At 70.2% G+C, this 23,748-nt stretch carries 19 protein-coding genes; 3 read left to right on the top strand and 16 right to left on the bottom strand.

Annotation, left to right across the window (positions count from 1 at the left end; translation table 11 throughout):
* On the top strand, positions 1-3,608 hold a 3,608-nt coding region (locus CM1CMNOD_RS07380; RefSeq protein WP_131773912.1), incomplete at its 5' end, for an NACHT and WD40 repeat domain-containing protein.
* Positions 3,609-3,912: 304 nt separating this feature from the next.
* Here CM1CMNOD_RS07380 and CM1CMNOD_RS07375 read toward each other — a convergent pair.
* From CM1CMNOD_RS07375 to lepA, 12 genes are all read right to left on the bottom strand, one after another.
* Positions 3,913-4,455: a VOC family protein gene (locus CM1CMNOD_RS07375; RefSeq protein WP_013873043.1), complete on the bottom strand. Its 543-nt coding sequence runs from the start codon at positions 4,453-4,455 to the stop codon at positions 3,913-3,915.
* 100 nt (positions 4,456-4,555) lie between these two features.
* Entirely contained in the window at positions 4,556-5,485 is a 930-nt protein-coding gene (era, locus tag CM1CMNOD_RS07370) for a GTPase Era (protein WP_013873042.1), read from the bottom strand.
* A complete protein-coding gene (locus CM1CMNOD_RS07365) occupies positions 5,485-6,144 on the bottom strand; it encodes a hypothetical protein (protein ID WP_431307079.1) in 660 nt (219 codons plus the stop codon). The genes era and CM1CMNOD_RS07365 overlap by 1 nt, the downstream gene beginning before the upstream one ends.
* 26 nt (positions 6,145-6,170) lie before the next feature.
* Positions 6,171-7,784 (bottom strand): hemolysin family protein, encoded by a 1,614-nt coding sequence (locus CM1CMNOD_RS07360; protein WP_013873040.1) that lies wholly within the window; start codon positions 7,782-7,784, stop codon positions 6,171-6,173.
* Between the two features lie 84 nt (positions 7,785-7,868).
* Entirely contained in the window at positions 7,869-8,345 is a 477-nt protein-coding gene (gene ybeY, locus CM1CMNOD_RS07355; RefSeq protein WP_013873039.1) for an rRNA maturation RNase YbeY, read from the bottom strand.
* Between the two features lie 108 nt (positions 8,346-8,453).
* The gene (locus CM1CMNOD_RS07350) at positions 8,454-9,482 is read right to left on the bottom strand and encodes a PhoH family protein (protein ID WP_013873038.1); all 1,029 of its coding nucleotides are present in this window, start codon (positions 9,480-9,482) and stop codon (positions 8,454-8,456) included.
* A 205-nt stretch (positions 9,483-9,687) separates the two neighbouring features.
* On the bottom strand, positions 9,688-10,533 hold the full coding sequence (locus tag CM1CMNOD_RS07345) for a 16S rRNA (uracil(1498)-N(3))-methyltransferase (protein WP_013873037.1): 846 nt from the start codon (positions 10,531-10,533) through the stop codon (positions 9,688-9,690).
* A gap of 59 nt (positions 10,534-10,592) precedes the next feature.
* Complete coding sequence (gene dnaJ / locus CM1CMNOD_RS07340; protein ID WP_013873036.1) at positions 10,593-11,738, bottom strand: molecular chaperone DnaJ; 1,146 nt, start codon at positions 11,736-11,738, stop codon at positions 10,593-10,595.
* Complete coding sequence (hrcA, locus tag CM1CMNOD_RS07335; protein ID WP_013873035.1) at positions 11,738-12,757, bottom strand: heat-inducible transcriptional repressor HrcA; 1,020 nt, start codon at positions 12,755-12,757, stop codon at positions 11,738-11,740. The genes dnaJ and hrcA overlap by 1 nt, the downstream gene beginning before the upstream one ends.
* 226 nt (positions 12,758-12,983) lie before the next feature.
* A complete protein-coding gene (gene hemW / locus CM1CMNOD_RS07330; protein ID WP_237703031.1) occupies positions 12,984-14,162 on the bottom strand; it encodes a radical SAM family heme chaperone HemW in 1,179 nt (392 codons plus the stop codon).
* A gap of 348 nt (positions 14,163-14,510) precedes the next feature.
* Complete coding sequence (locus tag CM1CMNOD_RS21590) at positions 14,511-14,717, bottom strand: hypothetical protein (protein WP_043603230.1); 207 nt, start codon at positions 14,715-14,717, stop codon at positions 14,511-14,513.
* 276 nt (positions 14,718-14,993) lie between these two features.
* Entirely contained in the window at positions 14,994-16,847 is a 1,854-nt protein-coding gene (gene lepA, locus CM1CMNOD_RS07325) for a translation elongation factor 4 (RefSeq protein WP_013873032.1), read from the bottom strand.
* A 509-nt stretch (positions 16,848-17,356) separates the two neighbouring features.
* On the opposite strand from lepA, the gene rpsT reads away from it, so the two are divergent.
* Positions 17,357-17,626: a 30S ribosomal protein S20 gene (rpsT, locus tag CM1CMNOD_RS07320; RefSeq protein WP_013873031.1), complete on the top strand. Its 270-nt coding sequence runs from the start codon at positions 17,357-17,359 to the stop codon at positions 17,624-17,626.
* Between the two features lie 300 nt (positions 17,627-17,926).
* On the opposite strand, the gene CM1CMNOD_RS07315 is transcribed toward rpsT, so the two are convergent.
* The 4 genes from CM1CMNOD_RS07315 to CM1CMNOD_RS07300 form a co-directional block, all read right to left on the bottom strand.
* Positions 17,927-18,481, bottom strand: a complete 555-nt coding sequence (locus CM1CMNOD_RS07315; protein ID WP_013873030.1) for a hypothetical protein — start codon at positions 18,479-18,481, stop codon at positions 17,927-17,929.
* Positions 18,478-19,473 (bottom strand): DNA polymerase III subunit delta, encoded by a 996-nt coding sequence (holA, locus tag CM1CMNOD_RS07310; protein ID WP_013873029.1) that lies wholly within the window; start codon positions 19,471-19,473, stop codon positions 18,478-18,480. Before holA ends, CM1CMNOD_RS07315 begins: the two co-directional genes overlap by 4 nt.
* A 64-nt stretch (positions 19,474-19,537) precedes the next feature.
* A complete protein-coding gene (locus CM1CMNOD_RS07305) occupies positions 19,538-21,121 on the bottom strand; it encodes a ComEC/Rec2 family competence protein (protein WP_013873028.1) in 1,584 nt (527 codons plus the stop codon).
* Positions 21,122-21,183: 62 nt separating this feature from the next.
* Positions 21,184-22,206: a ComEA family DNA-binding protein gene (locus CM1CMNOD_RS07300; protein WP_050803399.1), complete on the bottom strand. Its 1,023-nt coding sequence runs from the start codon at positions 22,204-22,206 to the stop codon at positions 21,184-21,186.
* Positions 22,207-22,593: 387 nt separating this feature from the next.
* Here CM1CMNOD_RS07300 and CM1CMNOD_RS07295 point away from each other — a divergent pair.
* On the top strand, positions 22,594-23,748 hold a 1,155-nt coding region (locus CM1CMNOD_RS07295), incomplete at its 3' end, for an MDR family MFS transporter (protein ID WP_131773913.1).

Raw genomic sequence — 23,748 nt, 5'->3', positions numbered from 1 at the left:
TCCAGCGGGAGCGCGGGCAGGCGCGCACGCTCCCCTCAGGCCTGCCCGCGCTCCCGCTGGAACAGGGTGGCGGTCGGCTGCCCTACCAGGTGATCCGGATCGACCGGACGGGGTTCACCCGGTTCGCTCCTGGCCAGGACCCCGCGGGTGGCCGGAGCCCCGCCGGCAGGCAGCAGCCGGTCCGTACGCCCCACGATCTCGCCTCGGCATACGTCGTGTTTCCCCAGCCGCCGGCCCGAAACGGCACCGGTCACGACGGCAGCGATAACAGTGACGGCCATGACGACGGTGACAACGGGCAGTGGCCACACCGACCGACCGGCCTCGGCGGGGCGCCCCTGCCACCCGCACGGGTCCGTGACCGCCCCCGGGACCTGTTGGACGACGCCGCCGAGGTGGCCCGCCTGCGCCACCCGACCGCCAGGGTCGAGCGGGTGGAGGCCGCCGGGGAGATCGCCGCCCACCTGCGGGTCTGGCGCGCCGAAGGGCAGGTGGTGGAACAGCGCGTGATCGGCCTGATCGACGGCAACGCCAACGCGGGCACGGTGGAGGAGTTCGTCCGGACGATCCGTCGACGCTATCTTGCCGCGAGCCCGACGCTGTTCTGCGACCTGGTCTACTGCGGGGACGACCAGGCCGACCCCGAGCTGGTCGCGCAGGCCGAACGGACGGGTGTGCGGCTGCTGAGCATGCCCGAGTACCAGGGTGTGCTGGACCTGCGCGGCTACCTCGACCGGCAGACCGGGAGGCTGGAGTCCGATCAGATCTACCCGCCGGCCCTGTACGTGCCGCAGCGCGGCACCCGCCTGGACGTGGCGGACCGGCCGCTGTCGCAGGACGCGCTCGCGGACGTGGCGGGCTGGCTGACCACCGACCAGTCCCGGTTCGTACTGATCCTCGGTGACTTCGGCCGGGGCAAGACCTTCCTGCTGCGCGAACTGGCCCGGCGGCTGCCCGCCGAACTGCCGCACGTGACCCCGATGCTGATCGAGTTACGCGGGCTGGAGAAGTCGCACGACCTGGACACGCTGGTGGCGGCCCATCTGGCGAACAGCGGGCAGACCCGCATCGAGCTGGAGGGGTTTCGCTACATGCTGCGCGCGGGCCGGGTCGTCCTGCTATTCGACGGGTTCGACGAGCTGGCCCTGCGGGTGACCTACGACCGTGCGGCCGAACATCTCGGCACGTTGCTGGCTGCCGTGCACGACAAGGCGAAGATCGTGCTGACCAGCCGCACGCAGTACTTCCTCACCGACGACCAGGTGTTCAAAGCCCTCGCCCAACGGGTCGACCTGATCCCGGGCCGGCGCATCGTCCGGATCGAGGACTTCACCGACACCCAGATCGCAAGCTTCCTGCTTCAGCGGTACACCTGGGATCCGGCGGTGCGCACGACCGACCCGGCACACCGCCAGACCCAGGCCGAACGGCGAGCCCAGGCCGAGCGGCGGGCCACGGAGCGGATGGCGCTGATCCGCGGCATCCGCGACCTGCTGGGGCTCTCGCGCAATCCCCGGATGCTGTCCTTCATCACGGCTCTGGACGACGAGCGCCTGCGGCAGGCCCGCGGCGGCGACGGAACGATCCGCCCCGCCGACCTGTACCGGGAGCTGGTCGACGCCTGGCTCGACCACGAGGAACAACGCGCCCGCCAACGCGGAGCGTCACCCTCGCTGTCCAGGAAGGACCGGCTGGACGCGGCCACCCGCCTGGCGCTGACCCTCTGGGGCACCACCGAACATCACATCGGTGTGGAAGAACTGACGGCCACCGCCGCCGCGGTGCTGGCGAGCATGAGCAACCCGGCGAGACTCACCGGTGACGAGCTGACCCAGATGATCGGTTCGGGCACCCTGCTCGTGCGGGACGCCGACGGCCGGTTCTCGTTCATCCACTCCTCGGTGATGGAGTACCTGGTCGCCGCCGAGACCGCCAGCCAGTTCGCCGCGGGCAGCGCGCAGGAGCTGCTGGGAGCCCGGGAGATGTCGGAGCTGATGGCCGACTTCTTCGCGGACCTCACCGGCCGTGACCGGGCCGGCAGCTGGGCCCAGGATGTGGTCGACGACCCGGACGCCGCCGCCAAGGCGAAGGCGAACGCGGTACGCGTGGCCCGCCAGCTGGGCATCCAACTACGCACCAGAGCAAAGCTCGCCAACGCCGACCTGGCCGGTCAGGACCTCTCCCACCGGACGGACCTGCGGGAAGCCGACCTGCACGGGGCGAACCTGACCGACGCCCGGATCGCCCACACCGACCTGACCGGCGCCGACCTGCGCGGGGCGAACCTGACCGACGCCCGGATCGCCCACACCGACCTGACCGGCGCCGACCTGCGCGGGGCGAACCTGACCGGCACCACCATCGAGGACGCCACCCTCGCCCACGCGGACCTCTCCGGAGCGCGGCTGACCCGAGCGGAAGTCCGCGGCTCCCGTCTCGATGGGGCCGCGTTCCGTGGAACGCGGTTCGACCACGTTCGAATCGATCGTTCAGACCTACGCGGCGCGGACCTCACCGACGCGGACCTGTCCGACGGGCGGCTGACCGCGGTGGATCTCACCGCCGCGGTCATAACGGGCAGCCGCTGGCACCGCACGGCCGTCCTCGGAGGACAGCCCGAACACCTCGGTAGCAGGCCCGAGCTGGCTGATGCCGCGGTAGCCGGTCGTGACCGCGCACACCTGGCCCCGCTTCCCACGACCTCGCCCAGAAACACTGTGGACGCAACAGCGGTGGCCTTCTCCCCGGACGGCACGCTCCTGGCTACCGGAACACAGGATGGGCCGGTCAGCCTGTGGGATGTCCGTACCGGCCGCCGACAGCGCATCCTCGCCGACCACACCCAGTGGGTGTCGTCGGTGGCGTTCTCCCCGGACGGATCCACCATTGCCACCGCGGCCGGCGACCACACGGTGCGGCTGTGGGACACCACCACCGGCGACCCCCTGCCGCCACTCACCGGCCATACTGGCCCGGTACGGTCGGTGGAGTTCTCCCCCGACAGAACCACCATCGCCTCTGGATCGAACGACTGCACGGTACGCCTGTGGGACATCGCCACCGGCCGACGTCTGCGTACCCTCACCGGCAACCGCACAAGCTGGATGTCGTCGGTGGCGTTCTCCCCGGACGGATCCACCATCGCCGCCGCGGCCGGCGACCGCACGGTGCGGCTGTGGGACACCACCACCGGCGAGCCCCTGCACACCCTCCAGGGGCACATCAGCACGGTATGGTCCGTGCGGTTCTCCCCGGACGGATCCGTCATCGCCTCCGGATCGAACGACGGCACCGTACGGCTCTGGCGGGCCGACACGGGCACTCTGATCGCCACGTTGCTCGGGCCCACCAAAGACGCATGGGCCGTGTTCGTGCGCGACGGTTCCTACAAGTTCGGTGGCACAGCGAGTGAGTCGCTTCAGTGGAAAATCGGAAATGCTCGCTTCGACCTGGACGAGCTTGATTCGTATGATCCGACTATCCGCCGGCTGCCTGACGACGCGTCATTGCCGCTGCCCGCGGGCTGGCATCCCGTCGCTCTGCCGGATCCCCTTCCCTCACAACCATCATCCGGCTCATCATCGCGCGGCTGGTTCCGCCGCCGCTGACCGACCGGGGAATGCGCCAGAGCCTCACCGCCTGGCGCGGGAGTGGATGTCCGTTTTCCTGGGATGGCCGGCGCCCGCCTCGGTAATCCACAGGGTACGGCTGTCGTCGTCGACGGCGGACAACGCGGATGGTTCGTACCCGCCGCCTTGTAGGTGAAAACCGCTGTCACGACGACGTTTTCCACCTACAGCTTCCGCGGCCGTAGGTGGAAAACGTTGCTCTGGCCACAGTTTTCACCTACGGCTCAGGAGGTTCCGTCGAGCGGTGGACGGTTCGTCGGGTGGTCCCCCATGGTGCTGGGCGTCAGGAAACGCCTTCGGGCTGGGTGTCGCGGAAGCAGGCCACGTAGTCGTGCCAGACGAGTTTTGCCGCGAGGACGTCCTCGAAGGTGTACTCCTCGGTCGGGGTGTGCCAGTCCAGGTCGGTGGCGACGAACTGCAGCAACGCGCCGAAAGTGAGCTTCGGGCGAATGTAGGTCTGGCTCCATGCCGAGGAGGAGGTGTCGAGGCCCGCCGTGGCGTACCCACGAGCGCGCAGGCGGGTGTCGGTGTCGGTGACGTCGTCGACGATGAACGTCACGTGGTGCAGCCCCGGCCCCTTGCGCCGCAGGCTCTCGGAGAGGATCGAGTCCGCTCTGAGCGGCTGCATGAGTTCGATCTTAAAACTGGGGAAGCCGATGTGCGCCAGACGGATTCCCGTCTCGTCGTTGTCACCGCCCTTGATAAACACGCCACCGAGCGTGTCCAACAGCAGGGGCGCCGCCTCGGCCATGTCCGGCAGGGCGATCGCCACGTGGTCGATCCTCCTGACCTTCACCCCGTCACCGGGGGCTGCGTCCGTGCTCATTTCCGAACAGACAAAACAACCATTTGTTGAATGTCTCGCGACACCGCTCCGGGGTCAAGTTCTTCGTCTCCTCGGACGCGCGGCCGCGGCCGGCCGGCTGTCAGAAGCCGAGCCGGCGCAGCTGGCGGGGGTCGCGCTGCCAGTCCTTGGCCACCTTGACGTGCAGGTCCAGGTAGACGGGGGTGCCGAGCAGCGCCTCGATCTGGCCGCGGGCCCGCGTCCCGACGTCCTTGAGCCGAGCACCCTTCGCGCCGATGACGATCGCCTTCTGGCTCTGCCGTTCGACGTAGACGTTCACGTGGACATCGAGCAGCGGCCGGTCCGCCGGCCGGTCCTCACGGGGGATCATCTCCTCGACGACGACGGCGAGCGAGTGCGGCAGCTCGTCGCGCACCCCTTCCAGGGCAGCCTCGCGGACGAGCTCGGCGACCATCACCTGCTCGGGTTCGTCGGTCAGCTCACCGTCGGGGTACAGCGGCGGGCCGGGCGGCAGCCGACTGACCAGCACGTCCGCGAGCAGCCCCACCTGGAACGACGACACCGCACTGACCGGCACCACGTCGACGAAGTCCGCCAGCGAGCAGACCGCGAGCAGCTGCGCGCCGAGCGCGTCCCGATCGGACACCAGGTCACTCTTGGTGACGACCGCGACCAGCGGTGTCCGCTTGGGCAGCCGGGCGAGCTCTCCGGCGATGAACCGGTCGCCCGGGCCCACCGCCTCGTTCGCGGGGACGCAGAAGGCGACCACGTCCACCTCTGACAGGGTCGCGCGGACCACGTCGTTGAGTCGCTGGCCGAGCAGGGTCCGCGGCCGGTGCAGGCCGGGGGTGTCGACCAGGACGAGCTGGGCGTCGTCGCGGTGCACGATGCCGCGGACGGCGTGCCGGGTCGTCTGCGGGCGCCCGCTGGTGATGGCGACCTTCGAGCCGACGAGCGCGTTGGTCAACGTCGACTTGCCCGCGTTGGGACGTCCGACAAAGCAGGCGAACCCGGACCGGAACGGCGCTCCGGCCTCCGCCGAGGCGGCCACTAGGTGGTCACCCGGCCCCGGGCCACCCCGTCGGAGCCGGCGAGGAACACCGGCACGCCGGTACCGAACTCGCCCAGCACCAGCAGATCGTCGGCCCCCGGCACACCCGGCACACCCGGGGCGGCCGACGTCCCGGCCGCGCCCGCCGCAGCCGGGACGTCGGGCGCGCTCGCGGTGTCCGCGGTGTCCGCGGTGTCCAGCCCGGAGCCCGCCAACGGTCCGGCGAGACGGTCAGAGACGATCGCCGCCGCCTCGAAGCGGCGCGCTCCGCTGGACGCCGCCGCGACGACGGCGGCGGCGAGCGCGGACACGGTGAGCCGCTCCCGCGCGTTCTCCACGGTCGCCGCCACGTAGGTCCGCCCGTCGGTGTCCCGGACAGCCGCGCCTTCGGCGGTCGCGGTACCGCCCCGGGGGACATAGGCGCGCAGCCTCGCCGACCGGGCGAGGATCACGAGTTTGGCGTCCTCGGCCGACAGCGAGTCGTGAGCGACCCGGACGACGGCCGGGCGGCCGCCGGGGATGGCGTCCCCGGCGGCGGGCGCGTCGGGCCCGCTGTCGACCCGGCGGCTGTCCGCGCTGTCGTCGGCCCCCGCGGCGTCGACCCGTGCGGCGTCGACTCGCGTGTTGTCGGCCTGTGCGTCCAGGTCCAGCTCTGACACGCCGCCTGCCCCTGCCTCATCGAAGATCATGTGCGCGCCCCGGAAGCGGCACGGCGCGTGACAGTGCCGGTGGCACCCGCGTCACTGCCCTGCCTACGCCCGCCACCGCCACCGGCAGCACCCACAACGTCATTATCTGTACTAAAAGTACTGCCTGTACCACCCGTCCCGCCCGTACCGTCCGTACGATTCTTACCGGTCCGGTCACCGCCACCCTGCTCCCCGTCGGCCCGGTGGCTGCCCGCGTACGCGGCCTCGCTCCCGGAACCCCCGGCGGCCCTGGAGCCCCCGGGCCCGTTGCCCCGGGGTGGGCCGCCACCGGCCGTGTCGCCCGTGGGTGTGGACGCGGACCCACCAGCGGCGACGTCCCCGGCCTGCCCGGACAACCGGCGCACCACCACGGTACCGATCTGGTTGCGCCGGCCGGCGGCGCTCTCAGCGGTGAGCGTGACCACGCCGACGGTCGCCGTCGCCCCCGGCAGCGGTACCCGGCCCAACGCGTTCGCCAGCAGCCCGCCGACAGTCTCCACGTCCTCGGAGCCGGGCAGCTCGTCCGTGCCGAAGAGTTCGCGCAGATCGTCCACGCCGAGCCGGGCGGTCACCCGGGCGGTGTCGCCGTCGATCCACTCCACCGGGACGATCTCGGCGTCGTACTCGTCTGTGATCTCGCCGACGATCTCCTCGAGGATGTCCTCGATGGTGACCAGCCCGGCGGTCCCGCCGTACTCGTCGATGACGATCGCCATGTGGGTCCGGGACGCCTGCATCTCGCGCAGCAGGACGTCGGCGTGCTTGCTCTCGGGCACCAGCGCGGGTGGCCGCATGACGTCGGAGACGGGCCGGGTGTCCCAGCCCTCGCGCTCCCGGCCGACCATGTCCTTGAGGAAGGCGATCCCGACGACGTCGTCCACGCTCTCCCCGATCACCGGGATGCGGGAGAAGCCGCTGCGCAGCGCCAGCGAGATCGCCTGGGCGACGGTCTTCACCGACTCGATGTAGACCATGTCCGGCCGGGGGACCATCACCTCGCGCACCAGCGTGTCCCCGAGCTCGAAGACGGAGGCGATCATGTCACGCTCGCCGCGCTCGATGACGGAGTTCTCCTCGGCGAGGTCGACGAGGTCGCGCAGCTCCGCCTCGGTGGCGAACGGGCCGTCGCGGTAGCCGGGGCCGGGGGTGACGGCGTTACCGAAGGCGATCAGCAGCCGTGGCAGCGGCCCGAACATCCGGCCGAGCCAGCTGGTCAGCCCGGCGGTCGCGAGCGCGATCACCGGGGCGTGCTGGCGGCCCAGCGTCCGGAACACGACCCCGACGAAGATGTAGGCGAACAGGGTCCCGACCAGCGCGCCGAAACCGACCGCGATGAACCCGGCACCATAGGTGTGGACCGCGATGACGGTCACGCACGCGGCGGCGACCATCTCCCCGACGATCCGCAGCAACAGCAGCAGCGCCAGGTAGCGCCCGGGGTCGGCGACGATCGTGGCCAGGCTCGCGGCTCTGGGGCGCCCCGCGCGCACGAATCCCTCGACCGCGACCCGGGAGACCCGGGTCAGCGCGGCGTCGATGCATCCGATCCCGGCCGCGAACAGCGTGGCCAGCACCGCGAGCAGCAGAAGTGGAACATCACCGTAGCCCATTGGTCCGCCCTGTCAGCTCCCCCGGCAGGCTCAGTGCGCGGCGCTCCTCCGGCACGCTCAGTGCGTGGCGCTCTCCAGGCACGCTCAGTGCGTGCCGGCGGCACGGGCGGAGGCCCAGGAGGTCAGCAGCCGGGACTGCACCGCCCACATCTCCCGCTCCTCGTCCGGCTCGGCATGATCGTAACCGAGCAGGTGCAGGATGCCGTGCGTGCACAGCAGGTGCATCTCGTGCTCGGTCGAGTGCCCCGCCTTGGCCGCCTGCCGACGGGCGACCTCCGGGCACAGGACGATGTCGCCGAGCAGCAGGGTCGGGTCGTCCTCGCCCGAGTCCGGCGCGGACGGGTCGAACGCGTCGTCCTGGGGGAAGGCCAGCACGTCGGTCGGGCCCTCCTCACCCATGTAGCGGACGTGGAGCTCCTCCATCGCGGCCTGCTCCACCAGCATGACCGACAGCTCCGCCAGCGGGTTGACCTTCATGGTGTCCAGCACGAACCGGGCGAGCGCGGTAAGGGTGACCTCATCGGCCTCGACACCCGACTCGTTCGCCACGAACACGGCCATCAGTGATCCATCCTCATCCGGCGCCGCGCCGTACGCGGCCCATCGTCGTCGGCATGCGCTCCGGTCCGCGAGCCGGTGCGCGCCGTGGCCCGCTGGTCGGCGTGCCCGTCACCGCCGGTCCCGGCGGGCGGCCTGGGCCGGTCGGGGTCGCGGCGCGCTTGCCGCGTCCCACCGGGCATAGGCGTCGACGATCTCGCTGACCAGCCGGTGGCGCACCACGTCCGTGCTGGTCAGGACCGCGAAGTGGACGTCGTCGAGGCCGTCGAGGATCTCCCGGACCACCCGTAGGCCGCTGCGGGTGCCGCTGGGGAGGTCCACCTGGGTGACGTCCCCGGTCACAACGATCCTGGAGCCGAAGCCGAGGCGGGTGAGGAACATCTTCATCTGCTCGACGGAGGTGTTCTGCGCCTCGTCCAGGATGATGAACGCGTCGTTGAGGGTCCGCCCGCGCATGTACGCCAGCGGCGCGACCTCGATGGTGCCGCTCTGGATCAGCCGCGGGATCGAGTCCGGGTCGACCATGTCGTGCAGGGCGTCGTACAGCGGGCGCAGGTATGGGTCGATCTTGTCGTAGAGGGTGCCGGGCAGGAAACCGAGCCGCTCCCCCGCCTCGACCGCCGGCCGGGTCAGGATGATCCGATTCACCTGCTTGGACTGCAGCGCCTGCACGGCCTTGGCCATGGCCAGGTACGTCTTGCCGGTACCGGCCGGGCCGATGCCGAACACGATGGTGTGGGCGTCGATCGCGTCCACGTAACGCTTCTGGTTGAGCGTCTTCGGCCGGATCGTCCGGCCCCGGCTGGAGAGGATGTTGAGGGTGAGCACCTCGGCCGGGCGTTCCTCGCTGCCGCTGCGCAGCATCGACAGCGAATGGTCCACGTGGGCCGGGGTGAGCTCGGCCCCGGACTCCAGCACAGCGATCAGCTCGGCGAAGAGCCTGGCCGCCAGCGCGTTCTCCTTCGGAGGACCGGTGATGGTGATCTCATTGCCCCGGACGTGGACATCGGACGATAACGCCTGTTCGACAACGCGCAACAGTTCGTCCTGGTGGCCGAGCAGGCTCACCATGCTGTGCGCACCGGGAACGACGATGCGCGTAACGGTCCGCTGGTCGGACTGGGAGGTGGAATCGGTCATGGGTTGCGGCCGGCGCCGGCCACGGGACCTCTCGAACGACATGAGTTCAGTACGGTCCTTCAGTGTAGCGATCCTCGGGCCTGTTGGACCTCCCGGGCCGGCCGCCGAGCCGGTCGTCGCACTGGCCGTACCAGCACAACAGCCGGCACGACAGGCACAACGAAGGCCGGCGGGACGCCGGCCGCGGGCACACCGGGTACACGATCTAACGCTCCCATCGGGACGTGCGGGAGAGAACGACCGCGGCGGCGACCACGCCGGCGGTCGACGTCCGCAGCACGGTGGGACCGAGCCTGGACGGCCGCCCCCCGGCCGCGGTGAACACTTCCAGTTCGGCGTCGGTGATCCCGCCTTCCGGGCCCACCACGACGACGATCTCCGCTGCCGGGACGGCGTCCGGCAGAGCAGGCGCCCGGGTCGCGGTCAACCCGGCGGTGGCCGACCCGGCCACGGACGCCGTGGTGGCAGGCGGCCCAGCGGCAGCCGTCGCGGTGGCGAAGGACCCGGTAGCGGCCGTCGTCGCCGCGGCGAGCACCCGGGTCAACGGTTCGGCGGCATCCTCGTGCAGGACCACGGCGAGCTCGGCCGCGGTGAGCCGGGCGGCGGCGGCGTCGGTGTCGGTGGGAGCGGTGACCCGTGGCCAGAACACCCGCCGCGACTGCTTCGCCGCCTCCCGGGCCGTCGCCGACCAGCGGTCATGGGCACGGGCGCCCCGCTCCCCCGCCCAGCGCACGACCGAGCGGGAGGCCGCCCAGGGGACGATCTCGTCGACCCCCACCTCGGTCATGAGCTCGACGGCGAGCTCGCCGCGGTCGCCCTTGGCCAGCGCCTGGACCACCACGAGCCGGGGCAGCCGCGCCGGGTGCACGACCCGGCGCTCCACCGCGCAGTCGATCTCGTCCCGCCGGCAGCGCACAACCGTGCACTCGGCAACCACGCCACGCCCGTCGGTGACATCCAGCCGTTCACCGGGGCGTAGCCGCCGTACCGTAGCCGCATGCCTACCCTCGGCACCGACCAGCGTCAGCTCGACGGCGTCCGGCACCGGCACCTGGTGGAACAGGGGTGCGGTCAGCTCTCAGGCCCTTCGAGGGTCACCGACGGTCACGCTTACCGGGTGCCACGGGAGCCGCGCAGCCGGGAGAAGAAGCCCTGGCCGTCAGCGGAGCCGCTGCCGCCGGAGATGACCGCCGGCTGCTCCTCGTCCCGCAGCTTCGCCAGTTCGCGCAGCAGCCGCTCCTGCTCGGCGTCGATCTTGGTCGGTGTCTCGACCACGACGTGGATGTGCAGGTGGCCGCGTCCGACCGAACGCAGGTGCGGGACGCCCCGACCGCTCATGGTGATCACATGGCCGGGCTGGGTGCCGGGCTTGACCGTGATGGTCTCACTGCCGTCGAGCGTGTCCAGCGTGCAGGTAGTGCCGAGCGCGGCGGCGGTCATCGGGACGCGCAGCTCGCAGTGCAGGTCGTCGCCCTCCCGGGTGAACACCGGATGGGGGCGCTCCTGGACTTCGACGTAGAGGTCGCCGTTGGGGCCGCCGCCCGGGCCGACCTCACCCTCGCCGGACAACCGGATGCGCATCCCGTCCTCGACCCCGGAAGGGATCTTGACGGTGAGGTTGCGCCGCTTGCGGACCCGGCCGTCGCCGCCGCACTCCCGGCACGGGTGCTCGATCACCGTCCCGGTGGCGCCGCAGCGGGTGCACGGCCTGGAGGTGACCATCTGCCCGAGGAAGGAGCGGGCGACCTGCTGGATCTCCCCGCGCCCGTGGCAGACCGGGCAGGTCACCGGATGGCTGCCCGGCGCCGCGCCGTCCCCGGAGCAGGTACCGCACACCACGGCGGTGTCCACGGTGATGTCCCGGGTCGTCCCGAAGGCGGTCTCGGAGAGGTCGAGCTCAAGACGGAGCAGCGCGTCGTTGCCCCGGCGCACCCGCGAACGCGGCCCACGGCTGGCGCCGCCGCCGAAGAAGGCGTCCATGATGTCGCCGAGGCCGCCGAAGCCGGCTCCGAACGACGACCCGCCGGCTCCCCCACCGGGCGCCAGCGGATCCCCGCCGAGATCGACGATCTGGCGCTTCTCCGGGTCGGAGAGGACCTCGTAGGCCGCGGTCACGGCCTTGAAGCGAGCCTGCGCCTCAGGGTCGGGGTTGACGTCGGGATGCAGCTCGCGGGCAAGCTTGCGGTAGGCCCTTTTGAGCTCATCGTTCGAGGCGTCCCGGCGTACGCCGAGCACCTCGTAGTAGTCGGTGGCCATCAGTCGGCACCCAAGAGATCACCCACATACTTGGCGACGGCCTGGACGGCCGCCATGGTTCCCGGATAGTCCATCCGCCTTGGACCGACCACCCCCAGGCCACCCAACGCGGACGCCCCGCGACCGTACCCCGTCGCTACCACCGATGTGGAACGCAACGCATCCACGCTGTTTTCGTGGCCAATACGGACCGTGACGGTATCGAGGTCCCGTACCTCGCCGATCAGTTTCAACAGAACGACCTGCTCCTCCAGAGCCTCCAGAAGCGGACGCAGCGTATCGGCAAAGTCGATGGCGGAACGCGTCAGGTTGGCGGTACCCGCCAGAGCGATCCGTTCCTCCGGCTTGTCGACCAGCGCCTCCATCACAACCGTGATCAGCATGTTCAGGTGCGGACGCAGCCCCGGCCGGGCCTCGTCCGGCAGGTTGGCGACCGCCTCGGGCGCGTCCGCCAGCCGACGCCCGTTCAGCGCCGCGTTGAGCACGGTGCGCAGCTCGCTGACGGTCGGGTCGTCCACCGGCTCGGGTACTTCGACGACCCGCTGCTCGACCCGTCCGGTGTCGGTGATCAGTACGAGCAGCAGGCGCACCGGTGTGATCGTCACGATCTCGATGTGCCGGACGCCGCTGCACGACAGCGACGGGTACTGCACGACCGCGACCTGGCGGGTCAGCTGCGCGAGCAGCCGGACCGACCGCCGGACCACGTCGTCGAGATCGATCGCGCCCTCCAGGAAGCTCTGGATGGCCCGCCGCTCGGCCCGGGACAACGGTTTGACCCCCGACAGCCGGTCGACGAAGAGGCGGTAGCCTTTGTCCGTGGGAATCCGGCCGGCGCTGGTGTGCGGCTGGGTGATGTAGCCTTCTTCCTCAAGTGTGGACATGTCATTACGGACAGTAGCAGGAGACACCCCGAGCTGGTGGCGCTCGGCCAACAGCTTGGAGCCCACGGGTTCGTTGCTGAGCACGAACTCCTCAACGATGGCTCGAAGTACGTCCAGCCGCCGTTCCTCCAGCACGCCGTATCACCCCTTTGCCACGCTGAAGCCGCCGGGTGAGGTCAGCGACGACCACACGAAGCCACCGAGGCCGCCGAGGCCGCCGAGGCCAGAAACCCGCCGGCGGGACGCTCTGGCACTCGATTGCCGCGAGTGCCAATTGTAGCTGTCCTGGCGACCAGGCGAGACGGACAAATGTGTCACCGCCACCGGGAGCTTGAGGAGTGTTTCCCGGTGACGGCCGCGGCTAGTCCGATAGAAGAGCGTGTATGACGGTGTCGGCGAGCAGCCTGCCGCGCAGGGTCAGCAGGACGCGTCCCGCCGCCAGCGCAGGGGGATCCACCAGCCCGTCGGCGGCGAGCCGGGCGGCCTGGGACCGCCCCGCGGGCGTGAGCTCCTCGGCCGCGAGGCCCTCGGCCAGGCGCACCTCGAGCATGATCCGTTCCATGCGCGCGGCGGCGGCGTCCAGCTCCTCGTGGGCCGCCGCGGGGCTTGCGCCCGCGGCGAGCCGTGCGCTGTAGGAGGCTGGATGGCGCACGTTCCACCAGCGGACACCCCCGATGTGGCTGTGCGCCCCCGGCCCGAAACCCCACCAGTCGGCGCCCCGCCAGTAGCCGAGGTTGTGCCGGCTGTGAGCGGCGGGCCCACGCGCCCAGTTGCTGATCTCGTACCAGCTCAGGCCGGCCGCGGTCAGGGTCTCCTCGGCCTGCTGGTAGCGGTCCGCCATAAGATCGTCATCGGGCGGGAGCAGCTCGCCGCGCCGGATCCGCCGGGCCAGCCGGGTACCGTCCTCGACGGTCAGCGCGTATGCGCTGACATGGTCGGGATCGAGCGCGACCACCGCGTCCAGGCTCGCCTGCCAGTCCCGGGCGGACTCGCCGGGAGTGCCATAGATCAGGTCGAGGTTGATGTGGGCGAAGCCGGCCTTGCGCGCCCAGCTGACCACGTCCGGGACGCGTCCGGGGGTGTGCCGGCGGTCGAGCGCGGCAAGCACGTGCGGACGGGCGCTCTGCATCCCGAACGAGATCCGCGTGTACCCGGCGGCGGCCAGCCGCTCCAGGGCACCGGCGTCCACGGACTCGGGGTTCGCCTCCGTGGTCACCTCAGCGCCGGCGGCGAGGCCGAACTCCGCGTCGATCATCCGGAGCAGCCGCTCGAGGTCCTCGGCGGGCAGCAGGGTCGGCGTCCCGCCGCCGACGAAGACCGTCGAGACCGCGACGTCGGCCGGGCCGAGAACGGACCGGGCCAGGCGGAACTCGGCCGCCAGCGTCTCCACGAACGTGCCGATCGCAACCCCCGGCCCGAGTTCGGTCGCGGTGTAGGTGTTGAAGTCGCAGTAGCCGCAGTGGGTCGCGCAGTACGGGACGTGCACGTAGACCCCGAACGGGCGGCTGCCAAGGGTGTCCGTGGCCCGCGTCGGGAGCACGCCGTCCCACACCTGGAGGCTGCCGTCAGCGGCTGGGGAGCCCCTGCCCCGCGGGCCCGCCGGGCCTCCCGAGTGAACCGGGCCTGCCGGCCTGTCCGGCCTGTCCGGCTCACCGGGACCGGCTGCGCTGGGCTGGCCGAGGGCTGACACGGCCGTCGAGATGTGCGGCATGGCCATAGTGTGCCCGACTCGCAACGCTGTGCCTGCCTTCAGGCCCGCTTCCAAGCCCGCCTTCAGGCCTGCCCTCATCACCCACCTACCGTTCCGGCGATCGCGCGTCCCACCCACCGGACGCTCGGACGACAGCCGCCTCATGATCTTTGTATTCAGTTATCGGATTTGTCGGATTCAACCGTCCAATACGCCCGTCGAATGGGCCTGGAACCCCACCGGAGCACCGGCCGGCAGCGACGTTGACCTGACATTGATAATCGACTGGTCAATATAGGTGAAGCGTCGTGAGTTCGTGGTCCCGCGTCCGGAAAACTCAATCACATGAATGACGACGCCGTGCGCGGTGTCCTCGACAACATCGAGGATCTTCTCCCCCCTCACGCGACGGAGTACCGATCCGGCACCCTGGCCGGATCGGTCGGTCCCGCCGGCCATGACGAACCCGCCACTGAACCCATCCGACTATCCCCCTCGTCCGCACGAACCCCCTGAGCTGCCCGAACAGGCAACCCGAACCGCCCAGGGGCCCGGGCCTCCCGGACCGGCTCGCACAGCCGCCGGCTCCGGGAGGAACCCCGCGGAGACGAGAGGGTCACGGCCACGCTGGCGACCGAAGGACGGCCGGCCGGAGTCACCGCCCGGCCACGGACGGCAGGACTATTTCCCGCTCTTGGACGCGTCCGTGGACAGGGCCGCGATGAATGCCTCCTGCGGGACTTCGACGCGGCCGATGGTCTTCATCTTCTTCTTTCCTTCCTTCTGCCGTTCCAGCAGCTTGCGCTTGCGGGTGATGTCACCGCCGTAGCACTTGGCCAGCACGTCCTTGCGGATGGCACGGATGTTCTCCCGGGCGATGATTCGGCTACCGATCGCGGCCTGGATCGGCACCTCGAACTGCTGGCGCGGGATCAGCTCCCGCAGCCGGGAGGTCATCGCGACCCCGTAGCCGTACGCCTTGTCCTTGTGGACGATCGCGGAGAACGCGTCGACGGTCTCCCCCTGCAGCAGGATGTCGACCTTGACCAGGTCGGACACCTGCTCGCCGGCCGGCTCGTAGTCGAGGCTGGCATACCCCCGGGTCTTCGACTTCAGGGCGTCGAAGAAGTCAAAAATGATCTCTCCGAGCGGGAGCCGGTACTTGAGCTCGACCCGGTCGGTCGACAGGTAGTCCATCCCGTCCAGCGTGCCGCGCCGACCCTGGCAGAGCTCCATGACCTGACCGACGAAGTCGGACGGCAGCAGCACCATGGCATCCACGACCGGCTCGTGGACCTCGGAGATCTTTCCCGCCGGCCAGTCGCTCGGGTTGGTGACGATCGTCTCACTGCCGTCCTCCATGAGCACCCGGTAGACCACGTTCGGCGCGGTGGAGATGAGCGTGAGGTTGAACTCCCGTTCCAGACGCTCCCGGACGATCTCCAGATGGAGCAGCCCGAGGAAGCCGCAGCGGAAACCGAAGCCCAACGCCGCGGACGTCTCGGGCTCGTAGGTCAGCGCGGCGTCGTTGAGCTGCAGCTTGTCCAGGGCCTCCCGCAGGGCGGGATACTCGCTGCCGTCGATCGGGTACAGGCCGCTGTAGACCATCGGGCGCGGGTCACGGTAACCGGCCAGTGGCGCCTCGGCCGGGTGGGCCGCCGAGGTCACGGTGTCCCCGACCCGGGCCTGCCGGACGTCCTTGACCCCCGGGATGAGGTAGCCGACCTCCCCGGCGGACAGTCCCTCCCGCGGGATCGCCTCCGGCGAGATCACCCCGACCTCGAGGGTCTCGTGGCTCGCCCGCGTCGACATCATCAGGCAGCGGTCCCGGGCGGTCAGCCGGCCGTCGACCACCCGCACATACGTGATCACACCCCGGTAGGTGTCGTAGACGCTGTCGAAGATCATGGCGCGCGCGGGGGCGTCCGGGTCGCCCATCGGCGCGGGGACCCGCCGGACGATCTCGTTGAGCAGCTCGGGCACGCCCTGGCCGGTCTTGCCCGACACCAGCAGCACGTCGGCAGGGTCGCAGCCGATGATCTGCCCCAGCTCGGCGGCGTACTTCTCCGGCTGCGCGGCCGGCAGGTCGATCTTGTTGAGGACCGGGATGATCTGCAGGTCGTTCTCCAGCGCCAGGTACAGGTTTGCCAACGTCTGCGCCTCGATACCCTGAGCCGCGTCGACGAGCAGCACCGCGCCCTCACAGGCCGCAAGCGACCGACTGACCTCATAGGTAAAGTCAACATGGCCAGGAGTGTCGATCAGATGCAGGACGTAGTCGCGGCCGTCGTCGGCCTGCCACGGCAGCCGGACACTCTGCGCCTTGATCGTGATGCCGCGCTCGCGCTCGATGTCCATCTTGTCCAGATACTGGGCACGCATGTTACGAGCCTCGACGACACCGGTAACACCGAGCATCCGGTCGGCGAGCGTCGACTTGCCGTGGTCGATGTGAGCGATGATGCAGAAGTTGCGGATCGACGCCTGGTCGACCGATGCCTGGTTGATACGACGGGGGTCGGAGGCTGGGGGCACGCGGAGTCTTCTCGTTTCGTCGGGATGGACTGTGTCATCGTGCCAGGCCCTGACACGCAAGGCTCGGCATACCAGGAGGCTCGGCGCAGCAAGCACCGACGTACCAGAGCGCTGGCGCGCAAAGCCCGGCGCAGCAAGCACCGACGCGCCAGAGCGCTGGCCGCGCAAGGCCCGGCGCACCATGGCCCGGCACAGGCCCGGCGCGGCCCTGGTGTGCTGGGCTCACCCGTCGGACGCCGATGGTCACATCGGTACCCACCCGCCGCAACAGCCCCCGGACACCGCGGTCAGTCCCGGCCGGCGGACGCCACTGGCACGCCCTCCGGCACCGTTCGTGGGTAAGTTGGTAAGGTTACCGATGTTTCCCGGGGCCACCCGGCTTCCCCGGTGCCATCCGTGCACCGGCCAGACGCCGGCAGGCCAGTCGCGAGCAGGCCGGTCCTGGGCCGACGCCGGGGCTCAACCGACCTTCATACCGATTCAACTTCGACGACCAGGGGTTCTTTCGCGTGGCCAATATCAAGTCGCAGATCAAGCGCAACCTCACCAACGAGAAGCGACGGCTGCGCAACAAGGCCGTGAAGTCCGAACTGAAGACGCTCATCCGCCGCTTCCGGGAAGCCGTGGAGGCGGGCGACCAGGAGCGTGCCGGTCTGGAGCTGCGCATCGCGTCGCGCAAGCTGGACAAGGCCGTGAGCAAGGGCGTCATCCACGCGAACCAGGCTGCCAACAAGAAGTCGGCGCTGGCCACCCGGTACGCTTCGCTGACCAAGGTCTGACGCCACCCGTCCGACGCGTCCACTCGTACGCCGTCCGCCCGTCGCTTTCCCGACCGGGCTCCGACCGGAGCCGGGCCGGTTCGGCTGAGCGGGCGGCGCGAGGCGTCTGTCCGTGGGATGCCCGTCCGCCCAACGTCACCCAGGTTCGTCGGTATCCTGCGGGTAGCCCGGATAGCCTGTACACATACCTGGTGCTACCGGCTGGCTGCCAGGGACATCGACGTTCTGATGGCGGCCGGGGAACCTGCGGCATGCCGGATCTCCCAGGATGGCTTCCGAGGAGCGCCGGAATCCGTGCTGTCAGTCCGGCGGCGTTCTGGACGCCGACGGTTCGTTCTCCGCGAGACGGCTCCGTGTGTCGTCCGCGGCCAGCATCTTCTTGATCGCTTCGTTGTAGGCCGCCATGACGGCCGCTGTCAGCGGCAGCACCACGATCACCCATGCGCTCGCCAGATCAGCCAGGGCGATCAGGACGCCGAGCAGGCTGCTGCCGGCCAGGGTGCGGCCGGTGGAGAGGAACCTGTGCGGTCGCCCGACCGGGTCGCTGGTGACCGAGGATGACGCTGGTTCCGACGTCGGTGTGCTTCCCCGCTCCGGGCCGATCCGGTGCTCAGCGGCGCTCCGCCCCGAATCACCCTGGCTGAGATCACCCCGGCTCTGGTCGTCCTGCGCCGCTCCGTCCGTGTCTTGGGCACCCCTGTCCGTTTCCTCTTCCTCCCCGTCCTGGCCGTCCTCGCCGCCTCCGTCCCGATCACTTCCGTTCGGACCGGCTTCGTCCGGGCCGGCTTCGTCCGGGTTGTCTCCGTTCGGGCCGGAGGAGTCCTCCTGATCGGGCTGGGGTGCACGCAACGTCACCGCCGGGCTCCCGCCGGACGGCCACGGGCCGACACGATCTGAGTGACAAGCCTTTCCAGCCCGTAGACCGGATCCACGGCGCCGCCCTTGACGGCCGCATCCGCGGCGCTGACCGCGCGCATCGCGTAGGCCAGCCCTTCGTCGCTCCAGCCGCGGGCCGCCCGCTGGGAACGTTCCACCTTCCAGTCAGGCATGCCGAGGCTGCGGGCCAGCTCCCAGGTGGAGCCACCGCCGGCGGCCGCGACCCGGGCCAGGTCACGCAGCCCGGTGGTCATGGCGCTCACGACCAAGACGGGTGGGACACCGCCCGCAAGCGTCTGGCGCAGCACGGTCAGAGCCTCGGGCAGGTCTCCCGCGATCGCGGCGTCCGCCACCGCGAAACCGGTGGCCTCAGCCCGGCCGCGACGGTATCCGGCAACCAGGGCCTCGTTGATCGTCCCACCGGAGTCCGCGACCATCTGATCACATACCATCGCCAACTCGCGCAGATCGCTACCGACCGCGTCCACCAGCGCCTTCACCGCGCCCGCACTGATCTGGCCGCCGAGACGGCGGACCTCGGCCGCGACGAAGTCGTGGCGGTCCCGGGGACGGGTGATACGCGCCGCCGTGACGACCGTCGCACCGGCCGACTTCATCGCCTCCGCCAGTTTGCGGTTGCGTACGACACCGCTGTGGACGACGACGAGCACGACGTCGTCCAGCGGCCGGGCGAGATAGGCCAGCAGCGCCTCCCTGAGATCATCCGTGAGTTCCTGCGCGCCGCGGACCACGACCACCCGTAGCTCGCCGAACATCGATACGCTGGCCAGATCGACCACATCGCTCTCGGTGAACTCACCCGGCGCTCGGTCGACGATCTCCGTCTGCGGGTCGTGGCGCCGGGCGGCGTGGATGACGTCCCGGACAGCGCGGGAGACGAGCAGTTCCTCGTCACCGGAGACAAGGACCAACCGTGGCGGCGCGGATGTCGGCGGCACGCTGGCGAGCATGTCACAAGGACGCTACCCGGACCGCACGACCTGGTCAGGAACATCAAATGATTACGATCCGCCATCAACGTGTGGGCAAGATTCCGACAATACGTGACATTAATATCACCTGCACACCCAAAGTAATGACGGACAGTGTGATGAGGACACGACGCCCGCGGCGCCGGCGGACGGTCGCGAGCAGCACGACCGTGGCGGCGACGAGGGCCACGGCGCCGGCCGGGCCGGCCGGCCAGCCGATCTCCGCGCCAGGTACGCGCGCCGCGACGTCCGCCACCGTGATCAACCATCCGCACGGCACACCCGCGAAGGTTGCCAGGAACCGGGCCAGCGGATCGTGGACGACCGCCGCCACCGTGGCAAGGACCCCGAGGATGGTCGCTGGTGCGACTGCGGCCTCGGCGAGCATGTTGGCGGGAACGGCCACCAGGCTGACCCCGCCGCCGATGGCGACGAGGACCGGCGAGCAGGCGACATGTGCCGCCGCGGCGACCGCGAGTGGCTCGGCCAGCCACCTCGGCAACCGGCCCGCCAGTGCGTCCCGCCAGCCCGGAACGAGGATCACCAGGCCGGCGGTGGCGGCAACCGACAGGGTGAAACCGACCGAACGAGCAAGATCGGGGCTGCTGAGGACGAGTACCAGCACGGTGGCCGCGAGCGCGGGCATGGCCAGCCGTGACCGCCCGCTGCCGGCCGCGACGATCCCGATCAGTCCCATGACACCGGCACGCATGACGCTCGGTGACGGCCGGGCCAGGATGACGAAACCGACCAGGGCCATCGCGACCCAACCGGCCTGCACCCACGGGGCCAACCGGCTGCGCCGGACGACTACGGTCGCCGCGGCGATGATGATCGCGCAGTTCGCCCCGGAAACAGCGACAAGATGTGACATCCCGGCGGTCCGGAAGTCCTCCCGCACCTCGTCGTCGAGGTTGCTCGTGTCGCCGAGGACAAGACCCGGCAGCAGCCCGCGGCGCGGGCCGACAAGCCCCGACGTGGCATCGCGCAGACCCGCCCGCAGCTGACCGGCCGCCCGCTGTACCGATGAGGGCGGGCCGACCGAGGCCGGCGCGGCCCGGACGAAGACGACAGCCGCGACGGTGTCGCCCGCCCTCGGCGGCGCCAGCTTCCCCGAGGTGCTGACATGCTGGCTCGGCAGCAGATCCTCCCAGCCGGACGCGGTCGCGAGCACCAGTACCGGCTGCCGCAGCCGGATGTCGTGCCCGTCCGCGGCCAGCCGCTCCACCCGCACCGGGACGATGACGAGTTCGCCGTTGCCCCCGTGGCTGACCCGCGGGTCGCCGGTCACCGTGCCTTCGATGTCGGCGGCCGCCCGGGCCGCGCCGAGAGCCGCGAGCGGACCAAGCGCGCGGGCCCGGGCCGGCAGACCCGCCGCCAGCACACCCGCGGCAAGACAGGCCAGGCATGCCAGGACCGCGCCCACCGGCCGCCGGACCGTCCGGCGGCGGAGCAGGGTCACCACGCACAGCGGTGTCACGCACAGCAACATTCCGGCGATCCACAGCACGGCCACTGGTGGCACGGCCAGCCCGGTGCCCGCTGCTCCCGCCCAGGCCGCGAGGGCCGGAGCGACCAGGCGCAGGTCGGGCGGTTGACGTTGTGGATCGTGACCGACAACGGTCATGTTCGTGCTCCATGCCACACGGCCACCGGCAAACCGACACGTTCTCCATTACGTGCTGACCGTCAGACGGTGACGAGCGGAAGAAGGTCGGCGAGCCGCTGATCACCGACTCCGGTCACCTCCCCCAGTTGCCGTGGGGAAGCGAAACCGCCGTGAGCCACACGCCACTCGACGATCCGCTGGGCCAGCACAGGGCCCACGCCGGGCAGCGCGTCGAGGGCTTCGACCGTGGCCGTGTTGAGGTTCACCGGCGCCCCGGGTGCGGCGCCCGGCGAGCCCCTCCCACTGCCACCGCCGGCGGCACCGGTACCCCCGGCGCTGCCGGCGGCACCGCCCGCGGGCTGGGGTGGCGCCGGTCCGGGGCGGCCGTCCACGAGAATCTGCTCGCCGTCCACCAGGCGACGCGCCAGCGCCAGGCCGGAGGTGTCCGTCCCGGGCAGCACCCCGCCGGCACGGGCCACCGCGTCCACCACCCGGGATCCTCCCGGCAGGGTGAGCACCCCGGGATGATGGACCTTGCCCGCGACGTCGACGACGACCTGTGCCTGTGGACTCCCGGTGGCGGCAGACGACGGCGGTGCCGCCGTCGCCACGGCGCCGGCCACCGTGCCGTGCCCCGGGTTCGCGAGGTCCGTCACCTGTGCCGCCGGCGGAAGGGCCAGCACGGGCACCGGTCTGCCCCGCCAGGCGAACCAGCCGGCCGCCAGCGCCGCGACGAGGGCAACGAGCGCGATCAGCAACGCGCCACGGATGGCCGGGTCGACCAGCCCGCCGCGCAGAGTATGCGGCAGGCGTCCGGCCAGGCCGGATCCAACCCGCTGGATGATCGTCTGCCGCTCCCCGCCGCCGGGGCTGGCGCGCTCGGCCAGTATCTCGTCGAGAAAGGAGGAATCGACGGATGCCGTGCCGGCCGCGTCGGACCGGGACGACCGGCTGTGCTCGCCGAACACGGGTAGTTCCCCCGGACGGGAGTCCGGCCCGACACGGTCCGGTTCCCCGTCGGAAGCGACCGGATCCGGGCCGGCGGGGTACGGCCGGTCGGGCTCCAGGCTGTCGTGTTCTCCCGTGACCGGGGCATGGGTCACCGGAACACGTGGCCGAACCACGGCAGCCACGCCCGAGCGGGTGGCGGCGCGGATGTCGGGGACAAAAGAAAGATCAGCCATGCCCGTGACGGTAGGACCCCGCGTCGTGGCGGTACATCGCGTATCCCGCATCTGTGGACAACCATGCTCTGTCCACAGGATACGGCGAGTGACGGACAAAACCGGCTATGTTCGGTACCACGGTCGACACGCAGCAACACACCCGATGCCCAGCTGAAATGATCACGTATAGTTGTATCGCACAATCAAGTAGCGAAATGTCGAGCCGTGGGATACATCCCGTTGCGACCTGCGTCGAATGCCCGTGGCCGCCCTGCGTTCTCACTGTGCCGGCATCACCTGAGCGGTCCGCCTGACGGAGGATGAATGACGACCACCGGGAACAATGTCAGCCGCGACCGGAATCCACCAGACGACACCGGTACGGACCTGAGCCACCGGCAGATCGTCGCCATCATCATCGGGCTGATGACGGGTATGCTGCTCGCGGCACTGGACCAGACCATCGTCGCGACCGCACTGCCGACCATTGTCGGCGAGTTCCATCGCAGTGACATGCTTTCCTGGCTGGTCACGGCCTACCTGTTGACTTCCACGATCTCCGCTCCGCTGTACGGGAAAGCCAGTGACCTCTACGGGCGCAAAACCGTCCTACAGCTGTCCATCACGATCTTCCTGATCGGCAGCACGCTGTGCGGGCTTGCCCAGTCGATGTACCAGCTCGTCGGATTTCGCGCTCTACAGGGCCTTGGTGCTGGCGGCCTCATCTCCCTGGCCTTCGCCGTCATCGGCGACATCGTCGCACCCCGGGAACGGGGGCGCTACCAGGGATACTTCAGCGGGGTCTTCGGCGCGTCGAGCATTCTCGGCCCGCTCGTCGGCGGTTTTCTGGTCGATCACGGGTCATGGCGCTGGGTGTTCTTCGTCAACCTTCCGGTCGGGCTCGCCGCGCTCGTCGTCATCAACCGGACGTTGCGACTACCGTTCCGGCGACGCCGGGCGGCCATCGACTGGGCCGGCGCCATCCTGCTGGTCACGGGTCTGAGCGCCATCCTGCTCGCTACTCAGAGTGGAGGCAAGGACTTCGCGTGGCTCTCCTGGCAGATCGCCGCGCTGATCGCCGCAGGAGTCGTACTGATCGTTTCTTTCGCGCTGCGTGAACGGGTGGCACCGGAAGCCATTCTCCCACCACGGCTGTTCAGCAACAGCATCTACACGGTGTCCGCGCTGCTGAGCCTCGTCACCGGCACCTTCATGTTCGGGGCGATTATTTTTCTCCCGCAGTATCTACAGATCGTCCATGGCGCGAGTGCCACCGTCAGCGGGCTGCGAATGCTCCCGCTGCTCGCCGGTATTCTGCTGACGTCCATCGGGTCCGGCCGGCTGATCAGCGCTACCGGGCATTACAAGCGGTTTGTCGTCGCGGGCACGGTCGGGGTTACCATCGGGCTCTTTCTGCTCAGTCGTGTCAGCGCCGACACGGGCGCGCTGGAGCTCGGTCTGTGGATGTTTGTCACGGGG

The sequence above is a fragment of the Protofrankia symbiont of Coriaria myrtifolia genome (assembly GCF_900634755.1).
Taxonomy (GTDB): domain Bacteria; phylum Actinomycetota; class Actinomycetes; order Frankiales; family Frankiaceae; genus Protofrankia; species Protofrankia coriariae.
The sequence above is the reverse complement of the archived record's forward strand: the minus strand, read 5'-3'. Positions and strand labels throughout refer to the sequence as shown.

What these genes read in the sequence shown, in the direction of transcription:
- CM1CMNOD_RS07350 (WP_013873038.1), bottom strand. Translation starts at nt 9,482, where the DNA reads ATGACCGATTCCACCTCCCAGTCCGACCAGCGGACCGTTACGCGCATC.
- CM1CMNOD_RS07305 (WP_013873028.1), bottom strand. Translation starts at nt 21,121, where the DNA reads ATGACCGTTGTCGGTCACGATCCACAACGTCAACCGCCCGACCTGCGC.
- holA (WP_013873029.1), bottom strand. Translation starts at nt 19,473, where the DNA reads ATGCTCGCCAGCGTGCCGCCGACATCCGCGCCGCCACGGTTGGTCCTT.
- CM1CMNOD_RS07375 (WP_013873043.1), bottom strand. Translation starts at nt 4,455, where the DNA reads ATGAGCACGGACGCAGCCCCCGGTGACGGGGTGAAGGTCAGGAGGATC.
- dnaJ (WP_013873036.1), bottom strand. Translation starts at nt 11,738, where the DNA reads ATGGCCACCGACTACTACGAGGTGCTCGGCGTACGCCGGGACGCCTCG.
- ybeY (WP_013873039.1), bottom strand. Translation starts at nt 8,345, where the DNA reads ATGGCCGTGTTCGTGGCGAACGAGTCGGGTGTCGAGGCCGATGAGGTC.
- CM1CMNOD_RS07360 (WP_013873040.1), bottom strand. Translation starts at nt 7,784, where the DNA reads ATGGGCTACGGTGATGTTCCACTTCTGCTGCTCGCGGTGCTGGCCACG.